This window comes from Kocuria sp. WN036, assembly GCF_002287015.1.
Classification (GTDB): domain Bacteria; phylum Actinomycetota; class Actinomycetes; order Actinomycetales; family Micrococcaceae; genus Kocuria; species Kocuria rosea.
Genome location: NZ_NSKF01000036.1, coordinates 1 through 23,110 on the forward strand (window position 1 = coordinate 1; position 23,110 = coordinate 23,110).

Sequence of the window (23,110 nt, forward strand, 5' to 3'; positions counted from 1 at the left end):
GGCCGGGCGGCCGCCCCGCGCCGGCCGGCGGCCACGGGCCGGCGCCGCCTGCGGCCAGGTCCGGGCGAGCACCTTGTCGACGCTCCCGCGCTCGACACGGACCCCCGGCCGGCCGGCGAAGGCGCGGCGGGCGTCGGCGCTGGTGACCGGCGAGCCCTCGACGGCCAGGACCGTGCCCATCTCCCCCACGGCGTCCGCGAGCGCGGCCGTGAACAGTCCGGCGCCGGCGTAGAGGTCGAGGGCGTGCTCCCCGGGGCGCGCCGCGGCGGCCGCGGGCACCTCCCGGTGCAGCAGGGCGGGGGCGGCGCGGTGGATCTGCCAGAACCCCTCGGCGGAGACCTCCCACCGGTGCGGGCCCACGTGTTCGGCGACCGACGGCCGGCCCGCCCACGTCTCGGGCTCGCGCTGCCCCTCGGCGCGGGCGGTGACGGAGACGTCCCGATCCGCGGTGAGCCGTGCCAGCTCGCGGCGCAGCCGGTGCAGGTCGGCCCCGGCGGCCAGGCTCAGGTGCACCAGCGGCGTCCCGCCGTCGGCGGGGGCCGCGACGTCGACCCGTTCCGCCCCGCGCAGGTCGAGCCGCCCGAGCCGCAGGGCGTCGATGGCGGGGACCACGAGCGGGAAGCCGTCCACCGGGACGACGGCCGCGCTGCGGTGGGGGTGCATCCCGATCCGCCCCGCGGGGTCGACCGCGAAGTGCGCCCGGGTGCGCCAGCCGCGGCCCTGCGGGTCCTCCCCCGGCACGGCCTCGACGACGATCTCGGTCTCGAGCCCGGCCAGTCGGGTGAGCTGCTCGGTCACCACCGCGGCCTTGAGGGCGCGCTGGGCCTCCAGCTCGGCGTGGCCGAACTCCGCGCCGCCGACGGGCGGCTCGCCGCGCCGCCAGGTCAGCAGGGGGTCGGCCGGGGCCCACACGTGCTCGGTCCGCCGGTGGGGGTCCGCCTCGAGGACGGCCACGACGTCGCCGCGCCAGAACCGGGCCTCGGGGCCGCTGTCGGTGAGGCGGACGCGGACGAGCTCGCCGGGCAGGCCGTGGCGGACGAACACCACGCGGCCCTCGCCGGTGCGGGCCACGGTGTGGCCGCCGTGGGCGACGAGGCCCAGGCGCAGCTCGAGCTCGACGGGGGCGGCGGGCTCGGCGGGGGCCGGGGGGTGGGACGGGGTCACGGGCGGGACGCTCTCTGCTCGGGGGCGGACTCGGGGCCCGTGTCCTGGCCGGAGGCGGAGGACAGGTGCCAGGGCACGGAGGCCGTCATGACCCCGCGCTCCTGGTGCAGGCGGGCCCGCAGCGGCCGGATGGCCTGGTTGTGCAGCAGCCGCTCCCACCGGTGCCGCACGACGTACTCGGGCAGGTACACCACGACCAGGTCCCGGGGCGACTTGCGGCGCACCCCGCGCACGTGGTCGAGGACCGGGCCGATGGTGTCCCGGTAGGGCGCGTGGAGCACGGTGACGGGCACCGGGATCTCGAGGCGGCGCCACTCGTCGAGGATCCGGCGGGTGGCGGCGGCGTTCGTGTCCACGACGACGGCCTCGAGGGTCGAGGGCCGGGACGCCCGGGCGTAGGCCAGGGCGCGCATGAGGGGCTTGCGGACGGAGGAGACGTAGATGATGGCGTGCACCCGCGAGGGCAGGGCCCGGACCGGGGAGTCGGGCTGCAGCGCGAGCTCGGCGTCCACGGCGTCGTAGTGCCGCCGGACCCCCGCCATGACCGCGCTGAGGACCACGATGGCCACGATGGTGATCCACGCGCCCTGGGTGAGCTTGGTGACGAGGACGACGACGAGCACCGCCGCGCACAGCACGAAGGCGACCAGGGCCACGGCCCGGCGCACGAACAGCTCGCGGCGGACCCCGGGGTGCGGGCGCATCCGCCGGACGCGCGCCCAGTGCCGGACCATGCCGGCCTGCGTGAGCGTGAAGGAGACGAACACGCCCACGATGTAGAGCTGGATGAGGCTGTTGACGTTGGCCCCGAACGCCACGGTGAGCACCACGGCGACGAGCAGCAGCAGCAGGATGCCGTTGGTGAACGCGAAGCGGTCCCCGCGCGCCTGCAGCTGCCGGGGCAGGAAGGCGTCCCGCGCCAGCCGGGACGCCAGCGTGGGGAAGCCGGAGAAGGCGGTGTTCGCGGCGAGGATCAGCACGCCCACCGTCGCGGCCACGAGCACGAAGAACCACAGGGAGTCGGTGCCGAAGACGGTCTTCGCGAGCTGGCCCAGCACGGGGTCCTGGAAGAAGTCGGGGCCGGGGAGCCGGCCGTCGACGAGCAGCTGCTCCTCCGGGTCGCCGACGACCACGACGTCCGTGCGGTCCGCGAGGTACAGCACCCCGGCCAGCAGGGCCGCCGAGATCGCCCCGAGCACGCCCAGGGTGGCCGCGGCGTTGGCGGCGCGGGGCTTGCGGAAGTAGGGCACCGAGTTGGTGATGGTCTCCACGCCGGTCAGCGCCACGGCCCCGGAGGAGAAGGCCCGCAGCACCAGCAGGGCCCCCGCGAGACCGGCCAGCCCCGCGTCGAAGCCGGCGGCCGGCAGGACCTCCCGGCCGGCGCTGGGGGCGTCCCCCAGGGAGCCGGTGAGGTCCTGGCCCAGGCCCACGAGCAGCAGCGCGGTCAGGACCGCGAGGAAGAAGTAGGTGGGCACGGCCGCGGCCCGGCCCATGAACTTCAGCCCGCGCAGGTTGAGCAGCCCCACGAAGAGGATCCCGGCCACGGCCAGCTCCACCCGCCGCCCGGCGAGCGCGGGCAGCGCCGCGGTGACGTACTGGGCGGCGGTGGCCATGGACACCGCCACGACGAGGGCGTAGTCGGCCATCAGGGCCGCGCCCACGCCCACCCCCGCGGTGCGGCCGAGGTTCTTGGAGACGATCTCGTAGTCGCCGCCGCCCGAGGGGTAGGCGCGCACGTTCTGCCGGTAGGCGGTGATCACCACGGTGAGCACCACGAGCACGGCCAGGCCCACCCACGGGGAGACCGCCACGGCGGTGGTCCCCGCGAGCGCGAGGGTGAGGATGATCTCGTCGGGGGCGTAGGCCACCGAGGAGAGGGCGTCCGCCGAGAACACCGGCAGCGCCGTGCGCTTGGGCAGCACGGCGTCGCTGAACCGCTCGTTGTGGATGGGCTTGCCGACGAGGGCTCGCCTCAGCGCCCGGGGAATGCTCTGCACGGCTCCCCACGGTAGTCCGTCCCGCACCGATTGTCCGCCGCGCCCCGTGCGGGCCGCGCCCCCCGGGGTGACCTAGGCTGAGAGGCATGGCGCATTTCGTGATCATGGGAGTGGGGCGCGTCGGCGTGATGGTCGCCCACACCCTCGAGGACTCCGGGCACACCGTGGCGGTGATCGACCAGGACGACCGCGCCTTCCGGCGGCTGCGCAAGTCCTTCGAGGGCAAGAAGGTCACCGGCCTCGGCTTCGACCAGGAGGTGCTGCGCCGGGCCGGGATCGAGGAGGCCTACGCCTTCGCGGCCGTCTCGAGCGGGGACAACTCCAACATCATCGCGGCGCGCGTGGCGCGCGAGACGTTCAAGGTCCGCCACGTGGTGGCCCGCATCTACGACCCCTCCCGGGCGGAGTTCTACCAGCGGCTGGGGATCCCCACCGTCGCCGCCGTGCGCTGGAGCGCCGACCAGGCGCTGCGCCGGATCCTGCCCGAGCAGACGATCACGGCCGACTTCCGCGAGGCCTCGGGACGGCTGCAGCTGGGCGAGCTGTCCCTGGACGACTCGTGGTCCGGGCTGCACCTGGACGCGATCCAGGAGGCCACGGGGGTGCGGATCGCGTTCGTGACGCGCTTCGGGGAGGGCGTGCTGCCGGGTCCCGACATGAGCTACCAGCAGGGGGACGTGGTGCACGCCATGATGCGCACCGACGACGTCGAGGCCGTGTCCCGCGTCCTGTCCCGCCCGCCCGGCCCGGACGTGCTCGACTTCGCCAACTCCCTGCGCCGGGAGTCCGACGACGCGCCCGGCTCCGACGACACCTCCCGGGGAGGATCCTGATGCGCGTGGTCATCGTGGGCGCGGGCGCCGTGGGCGCCTCGATCGCCCGGGAGCTGCTGTCCCACCAGCACGAGGTGGTGATCTTCGACGAGAAGCCCGAGGTCATCGGCCGCTCGGACCTGCGCGGGGCCCAGTGGATCATCGGTGACGCCTGCGAGCTCTCCACGCTGCGGGAGGGCGGGCTGGAGGAGACCGACGTCGTCGTCGCCGCCACGGGCGACGACAAGGCGAACCTGGTGGTCTCCCTCCTGGCGCGCAGCGAGTTCGGCGTGCCCCGCACGGTGGGCCGGGTCAACAACCCCAAGAACGAGTGGCTCTTCGACGACGCGTGGGGGGTGGACGTGGCCGTGTCCACGCCGCGGCTGATGACCGCGCTCGTGGAGGAGGCGGTCGAGGTCGGCGACGTGGTGCGCCTGCTGACCCTGCAGACGGGCGGGGCGACCCTCTCCGCCTACACGGTGCCGCACGAGCACCCCATCATCGCCACGATGGTCTCCCAGGTGCCGTGGCCGCCGGACGTGACCCTCGTGGCCATCCTGCGCGACGGGGTGCCCATCACCCCCTCGGGGGACGACGTGGTGGAGGGCGCCGACCAGCTGTTCTTCGTCTCCACCACGGAGGGCGAGGCGCAGCTGCGCGCGATGTTCACGACGGCCGGCCGGCACGAGCCGCACCGGAGCTGAGCGCGGCCCGGGGCCTCAGGCGGTGTCCTGCTCCTGGGCGGCGATCTGCTCCGGGGGCCGGGAGACGAGCCAGGCGAGCCACAGGGTCAGCGCGTACAGCGGCACGCCCATGACCAGCCGCGCCACGCCCAGGCCGGTGAGGTTCTCCGCGAAGTACAGGGGCACCTGCACGAGCAGGCGGGCCGCGAACATCGCCATCAGCATGACCGTGGCCACCTGGTAGGCGCGGCGGCGCACCGGGACGTCGCGCCACTGCGCGCCCTCCCCGCGGATGTAGCCGTAGAAGACGCCGAGCAGCGGCCAGCGCAGGAGCAGGGACGCGCCCAGGCCCGCGAACCAGGCCGCGTTGATCCAGAAGCCGGGGACGTAGTAGTCCAGCGCCTCGCCGGTGGCCCGCGCGAACAGCGCGCAGACGCCCACGCCCACGAACCCGGACACGGCCTGGACCAGGCTCTGGCGCTGGACCAGGCGCAGCACGGTGAACAGGGCGGCCGTGCCCAGGGACGCGGCGAGCGCGACCCCGAGGGTGTTGCCGACGAGCAGCACGGCGAGGAACACGAAGCCCGGCAGGATCGTCTCGGCCAGACCGCGCCAGCCGCCGACGGCGTGCAGCACGTCGAGCTGCCCGTTGTCCTTGCGGCGCATGCCCGAGCGCGCGGCGTAGGCGGCCATCGAGCGCTCCACGTCGTGGCCGCGCCCCGGACCGTCCGCGGCGCTGCCGGGCTCCTGGGGATCCGTCATCTGCTGACCTGCTTCGCGATGATCTCGTAGCGCGGGTTGAACATCGAGGGGCGCCCGTCCCGGAAGCTCACCACGCCCACGCAGCGCAGCCGCGTCCCCGCGGTGACGCCCGGCACGGTGCGCTGGCCGTGCCACACGAGGCGCAGCGGCCGGGGGGCGGCCACGCCCTCGTCCCCCGGCGCCTGCGGGCAGTCCGGGGCGAGCAGGGCGGTGTAGTTCTGCGCGCCGGTCACCGGGGGCACGGTCACCTCCACCACGAGACCGGTCGCCATCACCCGGCGCCGGCTCCCGGCGGCGGTCGAGGGGTCGAGGTCGCCCGCGCACACGGGCGCCTCGGCGACCACGTCGATGGACCCCGTCCCCGGTGTCGGCCGGAACTCGCCGGTGCCTGTTCTCGTCACGGCTCAGCCGATCTCGGTGATCTCGGGTCCGCGCCGCGGCGGCCGCACGGGCTCCGGCGCCGGCTCGGGCTCAGGCTCCGTGTCCGGGGCGGGGGAACGGACCGCGTCCTCGGGCACGACCAGCGTCAGCAGCTCCCGGGGGGGCATGGGCCGGTCGCCGCGCACCACCACGAGCTCGCGCACGACCTCGTCGAGGGCCGCGGCCGACTCCGCGGTCACCGCGGCGGTGCCCGTGAACACGGCCCGCACGAACCAGCGCGGCCCGTCGACGCCCACGAAGCGGGCGAGGCGGAAGCCGCGGGTCCCGTCGGAGGCGGTGGCGGGGAAGCGGGTGACGACCTGGAGCCCGAACGGGCCCTCCTCGACCGTCGGCTCGCCGTTGCTCGAGCGCAGCGACTGCACCAGCTCGCGGCGGACCTCGTCCCACAGCCCCTCGGAGCGGGGCGCGGCGAACGCCTGGACCTGGACCGAGCCGCCGTCGAGGTCGAGGGCGACGGCACGGGGGCGCTGCGTGCGCTCGTCCACCTCGAGCCGCACCCCCAGCCCCGGGCGGGGACGCACGAGCACGGCGCCGAGATCGAGGTAGCCGTCCCGGTCCTCCACCTGGGAGACGTCGAGCGGGCCCTGCGGCTCGCGCCGCCGCGCCGCCGCGGCGTCCTCCGCGCTCGGCGCGGCCTCCGGCTGCTGCGGGGCGGCGTCCTGCGCCGCGGCCTTCTTCTTCTTGCGACCGAACATGGTGTCGTTCTCCTCCGCCGGCACGCGGTGCCGGCTCGTGGCGTGAGCTCGTGGGGGGTCTGCTCGTGGATTCAGGCGGTGCCGCTGGAGCCGAACCCCGTCCCGCCGCGCGCCGAGCCGGGCAGCACGTCGACGAGCTCGAAGACGGCCTGCTCGACGCGCTGGACGACGAGCTGGGCGATGCGGTCGCCGCGGCGGACGGTGAAGGGCTCGGCGCCGTCCGTGTTGAGCAGGGTGACCATGATCTCGCCCCGGTAGCCGGAGTCCACCGTGCCCGGGGCGTTGACCACCGTGATCCCGTGCCGGGCCGCCAGCCCCGAGCGGGGGTGCACGAACCCGGCGTACCCCTCGGGCAGCGCGATCGCCACCCCCGTGGGCACCAGGGCCCGCTGACCGGGGCCGAGGACCACGTCCTCGCGCGAGCGCAGGTCGGCGCCCGCGTCTCCGGGCTTCGCGTACACGGGCAGGGGAAGGTCCGGGTCGAGGGCCTGCAGCGCGATGCTGAGCGGGCGCCCGTTGCCCGACGGGGGCCGGTGGCCTGTCGACTGGTCGTTCACAGTGCCCCACTCTAACGCGCCGGACCCCGGGCGCAGTCGTGAGACGCTAGAGGCATGTCCCGTCCTGCGTCCTCCAGTGCGTCCCCGGCCGACGGCCCCCGCGAACCCCGCCGGTCCTCCTCCGAGCGGCCCGGCGCCGAGATCCTCTACCAGGAAAAGCTCACCCCCGCGTGGTGGATGTGGCTGCTCGTGCTCTTCGCCGGCGTCGTCGCCCTCGTCGCGCTCGCCCCCATCGACCCGTGGGTGGCCGGAGCGGCGGCCGTCGTGGTCGGCGGCGGCGCGGCCGTGGCCCTCGTCGCCTCCAGCACCACCATCGTCGTCACCGACGAGTCCCTGCAGGTCGGCCGGGCCCGCATCGAGCGACGGTTCGTGGGCGAGGCCGAGGCCTTCCGCGGCGACGACGTCCGCCGGGTCCGCGGCCCCGAGCTGGACGGGCGGGCCTTCATGAACTTCCGGGCGTCCGTGGGCCCGGTGGTGCGGATCCGGATCACCGACCCCGTGGACCCCACGCCGTACTGGCTCACCTCCACCCGGCACCCGGAGCGGATCGTCGAGGTGCTGTCCGCGCGCCCGTGAGCGCGCCCGCCGCCACCGCACGGAAGAACCCCGCCGCGACGACCGTCGCGACGGGGTTCTTCCGGTCCTCCGGACGAGCTCGGCCCTGCGGGGCTCAGCCCACGCACTCGACGCAGTACTTGACCCCGCCCCGCTCCTCGGCGATCTGGGAGCGGTGGCGCACCAGGAAGCACGAGCCGCAGGTGAACTCGTCCTCCTGGGCCGGCAGCACGACGACGGACAGCTCCTCGTTGGAGAGGTCCGCGCCCGGCAGCTCGAAGCTCTCGGCCGCGGCCGCCTCGTCCTCGTCGACGGTGCCGGACTGCGCATCGGTGCGGCGCGTCTGCAGCTCCTCGATCGAGTCCTCCTTGAGCTCGTCCTCCTGCTTGCGCGGCGCGTCGTAATCAGTGGCCATGTCCGGTCTTCGCTCCAATGCGGGGTCCGAGGGCGGGCTCCGGCACGGCTGTGCGCCGCCCTCCGGGCTCTGTGTCGCGTAGATTGTTCACCATCCGAGGGCAAAAATCCAACCCCGTCCCGGGCCCGCGAACACGCGGCCGGGCCCGTCCGCGGGCGACCTCCGGCCGGGGCGCGCGACGGCCAGTAGGATTGGGGGCGGGTCCGGGCCGGCACGTCGGCCGCGACCGACGGACCCGCCCCGCAGCGCCCGCTCGACGACCCCGAGCGCACCCGAGAACCACCCGGAGGAATGACAGCATGGAGCAGTTGCGCCTGGCAGGTGTGCACGACGACGGTGAGCACCTGGTCGTCGAGGACGAGGCAGGCACCCGCCACCTGTTGCGGATCGACCAGGAGCTGCGCCTGGCCGTCCAGCGCGCCCGGCGGCTGCCGGGCGCCCGCCAGCGGGGAACGGGCCAGTTCGGGCCGCGTGAGATCCAGGCCCGGTTCCGCTCCGGGGCCACGGTCGAGGAGATCGTGGCCGAGAGCGGGTGGGAGGCCTCCCGGGTCCGCCGCTACGAGTGGCCGATCCTCGCCGAGCGGGCCCACATCGCCACCGAGGCCCAGAAGGTCGAGATCGAGGACCGCTCCGCGCACCGCGGCTACCACTCCGTCTTCGAGGGCGAACCCCTCACCCTGGGCCGCGCCGTCGCCCACCGGGCCGCCGACCTCGGGGTGGACCCCTCCTCCCTGGAGTGGGACTCCTGGCAGCGGGAGGACCACCTGTGGGCGGTGGTCGCCCGGTTCTCCGTGGTCGACCGCGCCGCCGCGCCAGCCCACGACGAGCCGCTGGCCGAGTGGCTCTACAACCCGGCGAACCAGAGCGTCCGTCCCACGAACGCGTGGGCGGAGGCCCTCACGGAGGCCGGCACCCCGGACACGCCGCTCGGCACGGGCCTCGGCGTCCTGGACGGTGGCCTCGACCCCGAGCTCACGCAGCTGCGCCGGTCCGCCGTGGAGGCCGACGACCTGCTCGACGTCCTGCAGGCCCGCCGCGGGCAGCGCATCGGGGAGGACGCCGAGGGGGACGACGCCCTCGCCGAGATCCTGGGCCGCGGCATGGGGCACGTCGAGCGGCGGCCCCGCCCCCTGGCCGCACCCGAGGACAGCTCCGTCTTCGACCGCCCCTTCCAGCCGGCCACCCGGTTCCCCGAGCCAGGTCCCGCACCGGAGCCGGCACCGGCCGGTGAGCCCGCGCCCCGGACGGACGGGCCCGCCACCGTGCAGCCCGCCGACGATCCCGTCGTCGAGCCCACCGCGCCCGCTGCGCCCGCCGCTCGCGCCGGCGCCCGGGACACCGTTCAGGAGAGGGCTTCGGAGACCTTCCGGGAGGCCGGACGGGAGCGGGGCGTCGACGACGGCACCGAGCGGTCCGCGGCGCGACCGGACACCGCCGCCTCCCGGGACGAGGCGCCCGCGGCCGGGGACCCCGCCGCCCAGGACTCCGCGCCCCAGGGCTCCGCGACCCAGGACTCCGCGACCGGGAGCTCCCGGGACGACGACGTCCGGGGCGACCGCTCCGCCGGCCCGGCCCCCGCGGTCCCCGGCGAGGAGCCCGAGGACTCCGGCCCCGCCGAGGAGACCGCGCCCGAACGGCCCCGCCCGCGCAACAAGACCGCCAAGGCACGGCGCCCCGCGCGGTCCTCGGTGCCCAGCTGGGACGAGATCGTCTTCGGCAGCTCGTCCGACTGAGCCCCCGGCGCCGGTGCGCGCCGTCCGGCGCCGCCGGCCCGGCACGCGCTAGAGTGCACGCAGCAGGGGACGGCTCCGCGCCGTCCCTCCGGGCTCGTGCGCTCCCCCATCCCGCGCGCGGCCCGGACGGACGACACCACGTCAGGGGCAGCACGACATGGGCAATTCCATCCAGGACGACCTCTTCGGGGACGACGAGCGTGACGCCGCCGCCGCGGACCCCGGCGACCCCGGTGTCCGCGGCGCCTCCGCCGCTCCGGAGGCGCCGGCCGAGCTGGTCCGCGGCTCCGGGCCGGGACGGTTCGTCGCCGGGCTGGTCCTCGGCGCGGTCGTGCTCGTGGTCCTGGTCGGCGCGGGTGCGCTCTACCTGGGCGGCGTCGGTCGCGACCTCTTCGGCGCCGGCCGGGAGGCCGAGTTCATTCCGGCTCCGGCGGTGACCAGCTCGCCGTCCGCCACGCCCACCAGCACGCCCACCGCGTCGCCCACGCCGTCGCGCTCGCGAACGCCCTCCCCCACGCCGAGCCCCTCGGCGGAGGAGCCGGCACCGCCACCCCCGGCCCCGGAGCCCGTGGCGCCCCCGGCGCCGTACGTCCCCCCGGCACCAGTCGTCCCCGAGCCCGTCGTGCCCGAACCCGTGGTGCCCGCCCCGGTCCCGCCGCAGCCCGTGGTCCCCGCGCCCCCGCCGCCGGCGCCGGCCCCGTCCGCACCGGCCCCGGCAGATCCCGGTCCGACCACCCCGGGAGCGCCCGCGGAGGACGACGAGGCCGGCGCGGAGGACGTCGACCCGGACGAGGAGGACGCGGCCGAGGAGGACGCCGGCCCGGCCGCCGCAGAGGCGGGGACCGAGGGGGCCACCACGGAGGACGCGGCCGAGGACGCCTCGCCGGCACCCTGAGCGCAATCCCCCGGCCGCGGTCCACCCGGCGCGGCGGCCGGATCGCCGCGCTGCGCGGCGGCCCCGTGGCGGCTCACCCGGCGTGGCACCCCGGAGGCGGCTCACGCGGCCGCGGCACCCCGGTCGCGGCGTCCCTGCGCCGGCTCGCGGTGGGCGGGCGCTCAGGCCAGGCGCAGCAGCGGGACCTCCCGCTCGGCGCGCGTCAGCGAGCCGTGCTGGCCGACCATGGACAGGACGCTCGGGCGGACCCGGCCCAGGTCGAACAGCGCCAGGGGCTCCCGCCCCAGCACGAGGAGGTCGCCGATGCGCCCGCGCACCGCGTCGCGCACGAGCGCCGGCGGGCCGAAGTAGCCCGCGTCGAGGGCCGCCTCCCGGGAGAGGATCCACACGCGGGACCCGAACTGCTCCCGCCAGGCGGCCACGAGCGCCCGGACGTCCTGCGCCGTCGCGTCCGGCTCCAGGTGCAGCTGCACCGCGCGGGGCTCGCCGGCCGTGTGCCGGACACCGTCCAGCAGCCCCGGGAGCTCGGAGAAGTCGACGCGCGCGTCCCGCGGGACGTCCACCATGCCGTGGTCACCGGTCACCAGCACCGTGGTGCCGGCCGGCACGCGCGCGACCAGACGGCGCAGCGACGCGTCGAGCTCCTCGAGCTGGGCCGTCCACTCCCAGGACTCCCAGCCCCGGGCGTGGCCGGTGCGGTCGAGCTCGTCCCAGTAGAAGTACATGAGGGCGTCGCGTCCCGCCGCGAGCTGGTCGAGCGCGGTGCTGACCCGCGCGGCCGGCCCCTCCGCGGCCACGAACCGGCCCCCGCGCAGGGCCGCGTCGGTGAGCCCGGAGCCGGCGAAGCGCTGCCGGCTGACCGTGACCACGTCCACGTGCTCGGCGGCGCGCTCGAGCACCGTGGGCAGCGGCTGCCACGCCCGGGGGTCCACGGCGGCGTCCCAGCCGCCGAGCTGGTTCACGACCCGGTCCCGGTCGGGGTCCAGCACGTCGTAGCCCACGAGTCCGTGCGCCCCGGGGGCCGCGCCCGTGCCGAGGGACGCCAGCGAGGCCGCCGTGGTCGTGGGGAACGCCGCGTCCAGGGTGGCCAGGCCCTGCGCGCCGGCCAGGCCCGGGGCGTGCCCGGCGCGGGCCCGCAGCTGGGCCCGTCCCAGGCCGTCCACCATGACGACGACGACCCTCCGGGCGGCGGGCAGCCCCAGCGCGTCCCGGAAGCCGGGCACGCCCAGGGACGCCGCGGCCGAGGACATGACCTCCGCGACCGAGCGGCTGCCGTAGCGCGGCGGCCCCGGCAGGTCGGCGGGCAGCGCGGGCAGGACCTCCTGCACCGCCCTCACCGGGCGGCGCCGCTGTCCCGGCCGGTGAACCGGTCGGTGAACCGGGTGCGCGGTGTGGCGGCGGCCGCCCGCCGCGGAGCCGGCGTGCGCCCGTGGGCCGGCTGGGCGATCTGCGCGCCGTCGGTCAGCGGGGAGAGATTGGCCCGGCGCAGTGTGCGCGCGAACTCCCGCGCGCCCTCCACGGCGGTCGGGCCGTCGGCCTCCGCGCTGATCCGCAGCACGATGTCCTCCCGGGCGGCCGTGCCGGTGTAGCCGTGGTCGGCCTGGCACTGGGGGTCCTCGCACAGTGCGGGCGCCAGGTCCACGTGCAGGGTGCCCGTCCACGCGATGGCGAGCGTCACCTCGGAGATCGGGCTGTCCGGCCGGTAGTTGGCCGGCTGGTAGTACGAGTAGCTCAGCGTGACCGAGCGGATCTGCGAGATGCCGACCGTCTCCGTGGAGACCCGTGCCACCACGTCCCGGCCGCCCTCGTCGAACTCCTCGTCGTCCACGTGCGTCACGTGCAGCACGTCCTCGGCGAGCACCAGCACGGTGGTGTGGCGGTGCACCTCCGTCCGGTCGATGTGGGTCTCCAGCTGCACGAGGTGGGAGACCGGGGACCGGCCGTCCAGGGAGTCCTGGACCACGTCGATCACCAGCTGCGGGTAGAAGCCGGCCTTGTTGATGTCCTCGACCAGCCGCTGGCCGCGCTCACCTGAATACGTCATGGGGGCCATTTTCCCCCACGGCCGCGCCAGTGCCCAACACGGGCCCTCAGGGCACCCGGAAGTAGCACCGCTCCTCCCCGCCGCCCACGTCCTCGCAGACCCGTTCCAGCACCACGGGGCTCTCCTCCGGCGCCGGGCTCGGGGTCGTGTCGGCGCTGCGCGTGACCGTGGGCGAGCTCCCGGGACCGGGCACCCGCTCCGCGGAGCCCAGGGGATCGAGCAGCAGATATCCGCTCAGCAGCGCAGTCATCCCCACGAGGACCACGAACACGCCGGTCACGGCTCGGCCGCCGCGGCGCCGCCCGGTCCGCGCCGGGCGCGGGAGCGCCTCCGTGGCCCTCCCCCCGGCGGGCCGGCGGCCCGCCCGGTCCCGGCCGGGGTCGTTCCCGGTGCCCCCGCCGTCGCCGTCGCCGGACCCGCCGTGCCCGGAGCCGTCGCGCCCGGACCCGGCAGGGTCCGGCACCTCGTCGTCGCCCGACCCGGTGTCGACTCCCCCGGCACCGGTTCTCCCGCTGCCGGTCGTCCCGCTGCCGGTCGTCCCGCTGCCGGCGCCGCCGGCGTCGGCCAGCCCGCCGCCGCCCACCGTGGTCCCGGCCGTCCGCTGCCCGGTGCTGCCGGGAGCGGTGCCGGCGGAGTCGGTGCTCCCGGAGCCGGCGTCCAGGGTGTCGGGGCCGTCCGGGAACCGGCCGCCGGCCTCCGCGCCCGCGGCGGCTCCGCCGCCGAGCCCGGCGCCGGTCGTCCCGTCCGTCCCCTCCGTGCCGTCCCACCCGGTCAGCACCCGGCTCGCCCACGGCTCCGGCAGCGGCTCGAGGACGTCGAAGACCTCGAACGGCTCGCCGTCCCGGGTGCGGGCAGGGTCGAAGCGCCGTCTCGCCGCGCCCGCGGTGAGCTCGTGGAGCACGGTGACGGCCGCGTCGCGGCGCTGGGCGGGGTCCGGGGTGAGGAGGGCGGCGAGGTGCTCCGCGAGGTCGCCCTGCTCCCCCACCACGGCGCGCGCATCGTTGGGCCCCAGGCTCTCCTGCGGCTCCAGCGAGGGGTCGAGCATCCGCAGCGCGGTGATGCCCGCCGCGTAGAGGTCCTGCGCGGGGTTCGGGTCGGTGAGCTCGTAGGCCTCCGGGGGCAGGTAGCCGGGCGTGCCCACCACGGTGCCCGTCCGGGTCAGCCGGGCGTCCTGGACGCGCACGGCGATGCCGAAGTCGGAGAGGAGGACGTGGGGGCGGCCCGTCCCGGTGCTGTCCAGCATGAGGTTGCCCGGCTTCACGTCCCGGTGCACCCAGCCCTGGGCGTGCACGAACTGCAGGGCCTGGAGCAGCTGGGCGAGAACCTCCTCGGTCAGCTCCACCGAGGCGGCCCCGTTGTCGAGCAGCGCGGACTCCAGGGTGCCGCCGTGCACGAGGGGCATCGCGATGACCACGTGCGCGTCCTCCGCGGCCCACCCGTAGGGGGCGAGCACGTGCGGGTGGTCCAGCTTCACCGACTGCTCCCGCGCGAAGCGCAGCAGGTCCGCGGAGTCGCGCTGGCGCAGCACCTTGGCCGCGCACAGCTGCTGGAGCCGGCCGTCCCAGGCCCGCCACACGGAGCCGCTGCCGCCGCGCGCGATCGGGTCGATGAGGGTGTACCGACCGGCTATGGTGTCCGCCACGAAGTCCGGGCCCGCCTAGCTGCGCATGGCCCGGCGCGCGCTGTCCGTCCGCTGCCGGGCGTTGCCGATGCCGACCGAGGCCCCCAGCACGGTCACGGAGCCGCTGGAGACGAGCACGGGGTTCAGCTCCACGCGGGCGATCTCGGGGTGCCGGTCCTTGAGCAGCGCCACCCGGGCGACGAGGTCCTCGAGCCGGTCGACGTCCGCGGCCGGGACCCCCTGGTGGCCGAAGAGCTTGCGCGAGGCCTTGGGCTCGCGGACCATCCGCCGCACGTCCTGGTCGGTGAGCGGCGGGACCCGGTGGGCCCAGTCCTCGAGGAGGTTCACCGCGTCCCCCGCCATCCCGAACGAGACCACGGGGCCGATCAGGGGGTCCTCGATGGCCCGGAGCACCACCGACTGGCCGGTGGGGGCCATGGCCTGCACCTCGAGGTCGAAGGTGCCGAAGGGGGCGAGCGCCCGGTGCATGGTCTCGATGGCCGCCCGCAGCTGCGCGTCGTCCTGGATGTTGAGCTGCACGCCGCCCAGGTCCAGGCGGTGCCGGAGGTTGGGGTCGGTGGTCTTGAGGGCCACGGGGTAGCCGAGCCGGTCGGCGGCGGCCAGGGCGTCCTCGGGATCGGTGAACCGCTCGCTGGGCAGCAGGCCCACCCCGTAGGTCTCCAGCAGCTCCCGCGCCTGGTCCCCGTCCAGCTCGAGCAGCTCGTCGCCGGTGACGCTGGGCAGGATCTTCTCCACGAAGGTCTCCGCCGCCTCCGCGTCGATGCCCTTCGGCTCGGCGAGGCTGCCCTGGTCCTGGGCGCGCCACCGGGTGTAGTCCACGACCTTGGCGAGCGCGCGCAGGGCCGCCCCCGGGGAGTCGAAGCAGGGCACGTCCAGTCCGTCCTCGGCGTGGTGCAGGGCGGAGACCGCTCCGGGCTCGGTGCTGCCCGTGAAGACGACCACCACGGTCTTGCCGTGCTCCCGCCCCACCCGGCCCACGAGCTCGGCCACGCGCTCCGGCGTGGCGCCCGGGATCGGCATCAGCGTGACCACGGCGGAGTCGACGGCCTCGGCGCCGAGGCAGCTGTCGACGGCCGCCCGCAGCGCCTCGAGGGCGTCCTCCCCGCCGTCCGCGGTCCGGACCCCCGCCTGGGTCACCGCGACGTCCAGCCCCAGCTGCATGCACCGGTCCTCCATGAGCTGGCCCAGGGCCAGCGCGTTGGAGACGAGGGCCGTGCGGGCGCCCGCGGGCAGGGGCTGGCCGGCGAGGATCCCGGCCACGTCCATGAGGTGCTCGCTCGTGTCCGCGCGGATCACGCCGGCCTGCCGGAACATCGCGTCCAGGGCCCCCGGCGGGGCCTGGGTGGTGCGCCCGGTGTGGCCGGGCGGCAGCCGGAGACCGGTGACCTCGCTCTTGGCCACGATCACGGGCTTGGTCAGGGACAGCCGGCGGGCGATCCGGGAGAACTTGCGCGGGTTGCCCACGGACTGCAGGTAGAGCCCGCACGCGCGGGTCGCGGCGTCGTCCTCCCAGTACTGCATCATGTCGTTGCCGGAGACGTCGGCCCGGTTGCCGGCGGAGAGGTACGTGGACACGCCCACGTCGTGGCGCAGCGCGGCCGCGTTGAGCATCATGCCGATGGCCCCGGACTGGCTGAACAGCCCCAGCGGGCCCTCCCGCGGCACGGTGGGCAGGATGGAGGCGTTGAAGCGGGACTCCGGGGCCGTGCTGTAGAGGCCCAGGCTCGCCGGGCCGACCACGCGCATCCCGTAGGAGCGAGCGCGGCGCACCAGCTCGGTCTGCCGGGCCCGGCCCGCCGCGCCGGCCTCGGCGTACCCGCCCGTGACCACCACGACGGCGCGCACGCCCGCCGCGCCGCACTGGTCCACGACGTCGGCCACCTGGTCGACGGGCACGGCGACCACGGCGAGGTCCACGGGCTCGGGGACCTCCCCGATCGAGGTGGCGTGGGTCATGCCCTCCCGCTCGAAGGGCGTGGGGCTCACCCCGCTGAGCCGGCCGGCGAACCCGGAGGCGACGAGGTGCTCGACCAGCGCGTGCCCGGCGTGGCCGGGGTCCCGCGACGCCCCGATCACGGCGATCGAGGACGGGGAGAGGAGGTCGGCCATGGAGAGGGCCTCGGCGCGGTGCTCCCGCGCGGCCATCACGGCCAGCGACTTCTCGGTCGGGTCGATGTCGAAGCCGACCACCACCACGCCGTCGTCGAACTTGCGGGTGAGCTCGTAGCCCGCCTCCGCGAACACGCGGAGCATCTTGCGGTTCTCGGGCAGGACCTCCGCGGAGAAGTGGTCGATCCCGTTCTCGCGCGCGGCCGCGGCGAGGTGCTCCAGCAGGATCGAGCCGATGCCCCGCCCCTGGTGGGCGTCCGAGATCATGAACGCGACCTCGGCGTCGTCGTGCCGGTCCGTGCGGTCGTAGCGGCCCACGCCGATGATCCGGTCCGCCAGCACCAGCACGAAGCAGACGCGGTCCCGGTGGTCCACGCGGGTGAACCGCTCCAGCTCCCGGGCGGAGAGGGTGGGCTTGTAGGAGAAGAAGCGCAGGTAGATGGAGTTCTCGGACTGCGACTGGTGGAAGGCCAGGAGCGCGTCCTTGTCCTCCGGGGAGATCGGGCGCAGCTGCGCCGTCGCGCCGTCGCGGAGGATGACGTCGGCCTCCCAGTACTCGGGGTACTGCCCGGCGTCGTCCGTGTCCGCGGTCTCTGGAACCATAGACTTCAGGCTAGTAGACAAACCTGCACCGTCAACGGTGCGTCCCGGTGCGTCCCCGCACGATCTCGAACGCCGAGCCGCCGGGCCCGCCCCGGACCGACCCACGACCGAAGGACCCCCCGCTGTGATGGCACGCCGCCGTGCGCCCTCCCGCCCGTCCGCCGAGGACGAGCTGCCCCCCGACTTCCGGGAGAACATCGTCGACATCGACGTGACCTCCGAGATGGAGACGAGCTTCCTCGAGTACTCGTACTCCGTCATCTACTCCCGCGCCCTGCCCGACGCCCGGGACGGGCTCAAGCCCGTGCAGCGGCGCATCCTGTTCATGATGAACCAGATGGGGCTGCGCCCGGACCGCGGCCACGTCAAGAGCGCCCGCGTCGTGGGCGAGGTGATGGGCAAGCTGCACCCGCACGGCGACTCCGCCATCTACGACGCGATGGTCCGGCTCGCCCAGTCCTTCGCGATGCGCCTGCCGCTCGTGGACGGGCACGGCAACTTCGGCTCCCTCGACGACGGCCCCGCCGCCTCCCGCTACACCGAGGCCCGGATGGCCCCGGCCGCCCTGGCGCTGACTGCCGACCTCGACGAGGACGTCGTCGACTTCGTGCCCAACTACGACAACCAGTTCACCCAGCCGGGCGTGCTGCCCGCGGCGTTCCCCAACCTGCTGGTCAACGGCTCCTCCGGCATCGCGGTGGGCATGGCCACGAACATGGCCCCGCACAACCTGCGCGAGGTCGTCGCGGGCGCCCGGCACCTCGTGGAGCACCCCGAGGCGACGCTCGAGGAGCTCATGCGCTTCGTGCCGGGCCCGGACCTGCCCTCGGGCGGGCGGATCGTGGGCCTCGACGGGATCCGGGACGCCTACCGGACCGGGCGCGGCTCCTTCAAGACCCGCGCGAAGGTCTCGATCGAGCAGATCTCCCCCCGCAAGCAGGGCATCGTCGTCACCCAGCTGCCCTACATGGTGGGGCCCGAGAAGGTCACCGAGAAGATCAAGGAGGCGGCGCAGGCCAAGAAGCTCCAGGGCGTCTCCGACGTCGTGGACCTGACCGACCGCAAGAACGGCCTGCGGCTGGTCATCGAGGTCAAGAACGGCTTCAACCCGCAGGCGGTCCTCCAGCAGCTCTACAAGTACACGCCCATGGAGGACTCCTTCGGGATCAACAACGTTGCCCTCGTGGACGGACGGCCCCGCACCATGGGCCTCCTCGAGCTGCTGCGGGTCTACGTGGAGCACCGGCTGTCGGTGGTCCGGCGGCGCACCGGCTTCCGGCTGGCCAAGCGGCGCGACCGCCTGCACCTGGTCGAGGGCCTGCTCGTGGCGATCGTCGACATCGACGAGGTCATCCAGATCATCCGCTCCTCCGACGAGACCGCCGTGGCCCGGGAACGGCTCATGGCCGTGTACGACCTCAGCCGCGTGCAGGCCGACCACATCCTCGAGCTGCGGCTGCGGCAGCTGACCAAGTACTCGCGGATCGAGCTCGAGAAGGAGCAGGAGGAGCTGCGCCGGGAGATCGCCGAGCTCGAGGAGACCCTCGCCTCGGACTCGCGGCTGCGGGCCCTGGTCTCCGCGGAGCTCGCGGAGGTCGCGGAGGTCCACGGCGACGACCGGCGCACCGAGCTGCTCGAGTCGGAGGCCCTGCCGGCGCCCGTCGCCGCGGCGGCGGCCCCCGCACCGGGGCGGACGGCGGCGGGCGGGCTCGCGCTCGAGATCGCCGACGACCCCTGCTGGGTCTTCCTGTCCACCTCGGGCCAGCTCGCCCGCACGCCCTCCCAGGTCCCGCTGGTGGACCCGCCCCGGCGGATCAAGCACGACGCCCTGGTCTCCGCGGTGCGCGCCACCGCCCGCGGGGAGATCGGGGCGGTCACGTCCACCGGGCGCATGCTGCGCGTCCAGGTGATGGACGTGCCCGTGCTGACCGCCTTCGAGGGCACCCCGAAGCTGGGCGACGGCGTCCCGGTCAAGGACTTCCTCACCCTCGGCCGCGGGGAGCGGCTCGTGGGGCTCGCGCCGCTCAACGCGGTGCTGGCCCTGGGCACCCGCAACGGCGTGGTCAAGCGGGTCAGCCCCGAGTATCCGCTCAACCGCGAGGACTGGGAGGTCATCACGCTCAAGGACGACGACGAGGTGGTCGGCCTCGCCGAGTCCGCCGCCGCGGAGGACGAGCTGGTGTTCGTGACCCGGGACGGCAAGCTGCTGCACTTCGAGGCCGGTGCGGTGCGCCCCCAGGGCCGGACCGCGGGCGGCGTCGCCGGGGTCAAGCTGGTCGCGGGGGACGCCGTGGTCTTCTTCGGGGCGGTCCGCGCCGCGGACGAGACGCCCGTGGTCGTGACCCTCGCCCGCGCCGACGAGGTGCTCCCCGGCATGTCGCAGTACTCGGTGAAGGTCACCCCGTTCTCGGAGTACCCGCCCAAGGGCCGGGCCACCGGAGGGGTGCGCGCGCACCGGTTCCTCAAGGGCGAGACGGGACTGGCCCTGGCCTGGGTGGGGCACGGACCGGCCAAGGCGGTCGCGGCCTCGGGCGTGGCCCGGGCCCTGCCCACCGAGCACGGGCGCCGGGACGGCTCGGGCGTGCCCACCGACCAGGTGATCGACGCGGTGGGTCCGGCCTACGGCTGAGGCTCAGCGGCGGGGCCCGAGCAGCCCCATCTGCTCCACCGCCGCCCGCTCCTCCTCGAGCTCCCGGACGGAGCGGTCGATGCGGGCGCGGGAGAACTCGTCCAGCTCGAGGTCCGGCACGATCGCGGCCCGGCCGTCCCGGCAGACCACCGGGAACGAGCTGACGAGTCCCTCCGGCACGCCGTAGGAGCCGTCGGACGCGACCGCCATGGACGTCCACGTGCCCTCGGGGGTGCCCAGGACCCAGTCGCGGACGTGGCACAGGGCCGCGTGGGCCGCCGAGGCCACCGAGGAGCCGCCGCGCACGTCGATGATCTCCGCGCCGCGGCGCGCCACCCGGGGGATGAAGGTGTCGTCCACCCAGGCGAGGTCGTGGCCTCCCCCGGCCAGCACCTCGAGCGCCGGCCGGCCCCCGACCGTGGCGTGGGTCAGGTCGGGGTACTGGCTCGCCGAGTGGTTGCCCCACACGGCCACGCCGTCGATCTCGTCGACGCGGGCCCCGGTGGCCGCGGCGAGCTGGGCCAGCGCGCGGTGGTGGTCGAGCCGGGTGAGGGCGGTGAAGCGCTCGCGCGGGACGTCCGGGGCGTGCGAGGCGGCGATGTAGGCGTTGGTGTTGGCGGGGTTGCCGACCACCACGGCCCGGAAGTCCTCGGCGGCGCCGCGGTTGACGGCCCGCCCCTGGACCGAGAAGATCCCGGCGTTGGCCTCGAGCAGGTCGGCCCGCTCCATGCCCTGGGACCGGGGGCGGGCCCCGATGAGCAGCCCCACCGAGGCGCCGTCGAACGCGGCGTCCGCGTCCTCGAAGACCTCCACGCCGTCGAGCAGCGGGAACGCCCCGTCCTGCAGCTCCAGGGCGGTGCCCTCCGCGGCCCGCCGCGCCTGCGGGAGCTCGAGCAGGTGCAGGCGGACGGGGGTGCCGGGGCCGAGGAGGTCGCCCGCCGCGGCCCGGAAGACGGTGGCGTAGCCGATCTGGCCCGCGGCACCGGTCACGGTAACGGTGACCGGCCGGGGCCGGCCGGGTGCGGGGGACGGGGTGTGCGGGCCGGTGGCGGTCATGCGGGGTCCTTCCTCGGGGACGGTCGCTCGTCCCTGCCCAGCGTAGCGGCCGCACCAGGGCACCGGCCCTCGGTGCGCCCGCCGTCCCGCGCGCTCAGGCGTCGATGCGCTCCTGGTCCAGGTGCGTGGCGCCCTCGATGATGAAGTCCTTGCGCGGGGCCACCTCGGAGCCCATGAGCAGGGAGAAGGCGTGCTCGGCGGCCTCGGCGTCCTCCACCCGGATCCGGCGCAGCATCCGGTGCCGGACGTCCATGGTCGTCTCCGCGAGCTGGTCCGCGTCCATCTCGCCCAGGCCCTTGTAGCGCTGGATGGGCTCCTTGTACCGCCGCCCCTCCGCCTCGAGCCGGGCGAGCAGGTCCGTGAGCTCGCGCTCGGAGTACGTGTAGACCATCTCGTTGGCCTTGCCGCCGGCGTTGACGATCTCCACCCGGTGCAGCGGGGGCACCGCCGCGTAGACCCGCCCGGCCTCCACGAGCGGGCGCATGTAGCGGTAGAACAGCGTGAGCAGCAGGGTGCGGATGTGCGCGCCGTCGACGTCGGCGTCCGTCATCATGATGACCTTGCCGTAGCGGGCGGCGGTGAGGTCGAAGGTGCGCCCCGAGCCGGCGCCGATGACCTGGATGAGCGCGGCGCACTCCGTGTTGGCGAGCATGTCCGTGATGGACGCCTTCTGCACGTTGAGGATCTTGCCGCGGATCGGCAGCAGCGCCTGATAGTTGGAGGACCGGGCCAGCCGCGCCGTGCCGAGCGCGGAGTCGCCCTCCACGATGAACAGCTCGGAGCGCTCCACGTCGTTCGAGCGGCACTCGACGAGCTTGGCCGGCATCGAGGAGGTCTCCAGGGCGTTCTTGCGCCGCTGGGTCTCCTTGTGCACCCGCGCGGAGATGCGGGACTTCATCTCCGCCACGACCTTCTCGAGCAGCTGCCCGGCCTGCTGCTTGTCGTGGCGGCCGGTGGCCGTGAGCTTGGCGGTCAGCTCCTTCTCGATCACCCGGCTCACGATCTGGCGCACGGCCGGGGTGCCCAGGACCTCCTTGGTCTGGCCCTCGAACTGCGGCTCCGCCAGCCGCACCGTGAGCACGGCCGTGAGCCCGGCCAGGACGTCGTCCTTCTCGATCTTGTCGCTGCCGGCCTTGAGCTTGCGGGCGTTGGCCTCGATCTGCTTCCGGAACGTCTTCAGCAGGGCCGCCTCGAAGCCGGCCTGGTGGGTGCCGCCCTTGGGGGTCGCGATGATGTTCACGAACGAGCGCAGGGACGTGTCGTAGCCGATGCCCCAGCGCAGGGCGACGTCGACCTCGCACGTGCGGTCCAGCTCCGTGAGCTTGGAGCGGCCGTTCTCGTCCAGGACCGGGACGTTCTCCTTGAACCGGCCCTCGCCCTGGAACCGCCACACGTCGGTGACCGAGCTGTCGGCGGCGAGGTACTCCACGAACTCGGAGATCCCGCCGTCGTGCTGGAACACCTCCTCGTGGGTCCCGAACTCCCCCGGTGTGCCGGGCAGGCCCCGCTGGTCGCGCACGGTGATGCGCAGCCCGGGGATCAGGAACGAGGTCTGGCGGGCCCGCTTGGCGAGCTCCTCGTAGCTGAACCGGGCGTCCGCCGTGAAGATCTGCTCGTCCGCCCAGTACCGGATCCGGGTGCCGGTGACGCCCCGCTTGGCCTTGCCGACGACGTCGAGCACCGACCCCTCCACGAACGGCTCGAACCGGGCGTGCGGGGAGGGCCGGCCCTGGTCCACGAAGCGGCCGGGCTCACCGTGCCGGAAGGACATCTGGTAGGTCTTCCCGCCGCGGTCCACCTGGACGTCCAGGCGGGCGGAGAGCGCGTTGACCACCGAGGCGCCCACGCCGTGCAGGCCGCCGGAGGCGCTGTAGGAGCCGCCGCCGAACTTCCCGCCCGCGTGCAGCTTGGTGAAGACGACCTCCACGCCGGTCAGCCCGGTGCGCGGCTCGAGGTCGATGGGGATGCCGCGGCCGTCGTCGTGGACCTCCACGGCGCCGTCGGCGTGCAGGACCACCGTGATCTGGTGGCCGAAGCCGGCGAGGGCCTCGTCCACGGAGTTGTCGATGATCTCCCACATGCAGTGCATCAGCCCGCGGGAGTCGGTGGAGCCGATGTACATGCCCGGCCGCTTCCGGACGGCCTCGAGGCCCTCGAGGACGGAGAGGTGGCGGGCGTTGTACTCGGAACGGGACGGTGTCACGGGGATACGACTCCTGGGGGACGGCGGGATTCCCCACCACTGTAGTCCCGGCGGCGGACACCGCAGGCCCGGGCGCGGGTCACGCGGACGCGACCCCGGCCGGCACCGTGACCTA

At 75.1% G+C, this 23,110-nt stretch carries 19 protein-coding genes; 6 read left to right on the forward strand and 13 right to left on the reverse strand.

Annotation, left to right across the window (positions count from 1 at the left end; genetic code table 11):
• The coding region (locus tag CK505_RS16355; RefSeq protein ID WP_095651734.1) for a class I SAM-dependent RNA methyltransferase at nt 1-1,164 on the reverse strand (1,164 nt) is incomplete at its 3' end.
• Nucleotides 1,161-3,161 (reverse strand): APC family permease, encoded by a 2,001-nt coding sequence (locus CK505_RS16360; RefSeq protein ID WP_017834180.1) that lies wholly within the window; start codon nt 3,159-3,161, stop codon nt 1,161-1,163. The genes CK505_RS16355 and CK505_RS16360, both read right to left, overlap by 4 nt.
• Before the next feature lie 86 nt (nt 3,162-3,247).
• Here CK505_RS16360 and CK505_RS16365 point away from each other — a divergent pair, with 86 nt between their 5' ends.
• Both CK505_RS16365 and CK505_RS16370 read left to right on the forward strand, forming a co-directional pair.
• Nucleotides 3,248-3,994: a TrkA family potassium uptake protein gene (locus CK505_RS16365; RefSeq protein WP_017834179.1), complete on the forward strand. Its 747-nt coding sequence runs from the start codon at nt 3,248-3,250 to the stop codon at nt 3,992-3,994.
• Nucleotides 3,994-4,677: a TrkA family potassium uptake protein gene (locus tag CK505_RS16370; RefSeq protein WP_017834178.1), complete on the forward strand. Its 684-nt coding sequence runs from the start codon at nt 3,994-3,996 to the stop codon at nt 4,675-4,677. Before CK505_RS16365 ends, CK505_RS16370 begins: the two co-directional genes overlap by 1 nt.
• Nucleotides 4,678-4,692: 15 nt before the next feature.
• Here the strand turns inward: CK505_RS16370 and CK505_RS16375 are convergent, their stop codons facing one another.
• From CK505_RS16375 to dut, 4 genes are all read right to left on the reverse strand, one after another.
• The gene (locus CK505_RS16375; protein WP_095651735.1) at nt 4,693-5,418 is read right to left on the reverse strand and encodes a DUF3159 domain-containing protein; all 726 of its coding nucleotides are present in this window, start codon (nt 5,416-5,418) and stop codon (nt 4,693-4,695) included.
• Complete coding sequence (locus CK505_RS16380; RefSeq protein ID WP_255250988.1) at nt 5,415-5,819, reverse strand: hypothetical protein; 405 nt, start codon at nt 5,817-5,819, stop codon at nt 5,415-5,417. The genes CK505_RS16375 and CK505_RS16380 overlap by 4 nt, the downstream gene beginning before the upstream one ends.
• Nucleotides 5,820-5,822: 3 nt before the next feature.
• On the reverse strand, nt 5,823-6,554 hold the full coding sequence (locus CK505_RS16385) for a DUF3710 domain-containing protein (RefSeq protein ID WP_031283353.1): 732 nt from the start codon (nt 6,552-6,554) through the stop codon (nt 5,823-5,825).
• 71 nt (nt 6,555-6,625) lie between these two features.
• Nucleotides 6,626-7,111 (reverse strand): dUTP diphosphatase, encoded by a 486-nt coding sequence (dut, locus tag CK505_RS16390; RefSeq protein WP_017834174.1) that lies wholly within the window; start codon nt 7,109-7,111, stop codon nt 6,626-6,628.
• Between the two features lie 54 nt (nt 7,112-7,165).
• Between dut and CK505_RS16395 the strand changes: the two genes are divergently transcribed.
• The gene (locus CK505_RS16395) at nt 7,166-7,687 is read left to right on the forward strand and encodes a DUF3093 domain-containing protein (protein ID WP_095651737.1); all 522 of its coding nucleotides are present in this window, start codon (nt 7,166-7,168) and stop codon (nt 7,685-7,687) included.
• A gap of 94 nt (nt 7,688-7,781) precedes the next feature.
• Here the strand turns inward: CK505_RS16395 and CK505_RS16400 are convergent, their stop codons facing one another.
• On the reverse strand, nt 7,782-8,081 hold the full coding sequence (locus CK505_RS16400) for a DUF4193 domain-containing protein (protein WP_017834172.1): 300 nt from the start codon (nt 8,079-8,081) through the stop codon (nt 7,782-7,784).
• 299 nt (nt 8,082-8,380) lie between these two features.
• On the opposite strand from CK505_RS16400, the gene sepH reads away from it, so the two are divergent.
• Together sepH and CK505_RS16410 are read left to right on the forward strand one after the other, a co-directional pair.
• Nucleotides 8,381-9,814: a septation protein SepH gene (gene sepH / locus CK505_RS16405; protein ID WP_095651738.1), complete on the forward strand. Its 1,434-nt coding sequence runs from the start codon at nt 8,381-8,383 to the stop codon at nt 9,812-9,814.
• Nucleotides 9,815-9,971: 157 nt separating this feature from the next.
• Complete coding sequence (locus CK505_RS16410) at nt 9,972-10,709, forward strand: hypothetical protein (protein WP_095651739.1); 738 nt, start codon at nt 9,972-9,974, stop codon at nt 10,707-10,709.
• Between the two features lie 161 nt (nt 10,710-10,870).
• Here CK505_RS16410 and CK505_RS16415 read toward each other — a convergent pair whose 3' ends face one another.
• The 4 genes from CK505_RS16415 to CK505_RS16430 are packed head-to-tail and all read right to left on the reverse strand — an operon-like array spanning nt 10,871 to nt 17,107.
• A complete protein-coding gene (locus CK505_RS16415; RefSeq protein WP_035924031.1) occupies nt 10,871-12,037 on the reverse strand; it encodes an alkaline phosphatase family protein in 1,167 nt (388 codons plus the stop codon).
• A 5-nt stretch (nt 12,038-12,042) separates the two neighbouring features.
• Nucleotides 12,043-12,753, reverse strand: a complete 711-nt coding sequence (locus tag CK505_RS16420; RefSeq protein WP_035924032.1) for a DUF5998 family protein — start codon at nt 12,751-12,753, stop codon at nt 12,043-12,045.
• Nucleotides 12,754-12,799: 46 nt separating this feature from the next.
• Nucleotides 12,800-14,395, reverse strand: coding sequence for a serine/threonine-protein kinase (locus CK505_RS16425; RefSeq protein WP_095651740.1), 1,596 nt, complete (start codon nt 14,393-14,395; stop codon nt 12,800-12,802).
• Between the two features lie 15 nt (nt 14,396-14,410).
• Nucleotides 14,411-17,107, reverse strand: coding sequence for a GNAT family N-acetyltransferase (locus CK505_RS16430; RefSeq protein WP_017834168.1), 2,697 nt, complete (start codon nt 17,105-17,107; stop codon nt 14,411-14,413).
• 127 nt (nt 17,108-17,234) lie between these two features.
• On the opposite strand from CK505_RS16430, the gene CK505_RS16435 reads away from it, so the two are divergent.
• Nucleotides 17,235-19,736, forward strand: a complete 2,502-nt coding sequence (locus CK505_RS16435) for a DNA topoisomerase (ATP-hydrolyzing) subunit A (RefSeq protein WP_035924034.1) — start codon at nt 17,235-17,237, stop codon at nt 19,734-19,736.
• A gap of 3 nt (nt 19,737-19,739) precedes the next feature.
• Here the strand turns inward: CK505_RS16435 and CK505_RS16440 are convergent, their stop codons facing one another.
• Nucleotides 19,740-20,792, reverse strand: a complete 1,053-nt coding sequence (locus tag CK505_RS16440; protein WP_017834166.1) for a malate dehydrogenase — start codon at nt 20,790-20,792, stop codon at nt 19,740-19,742.
• Nucleotides 20,793-20,886: 94 nt separating this feature from the next.
• Complete coding sequence (locus tag CK505_RS16445; protein WP_095651741.1) at nt 20,887-22,995, reverse strand: type IIA DNA topoisomerase subunit B; 2,109 nt, start codon at nt 22,993-22,995, stop codon at nt 20,887-20,889.
• Nucleotides 22,996-23,110: the final 115 nt, after the last annotated feature.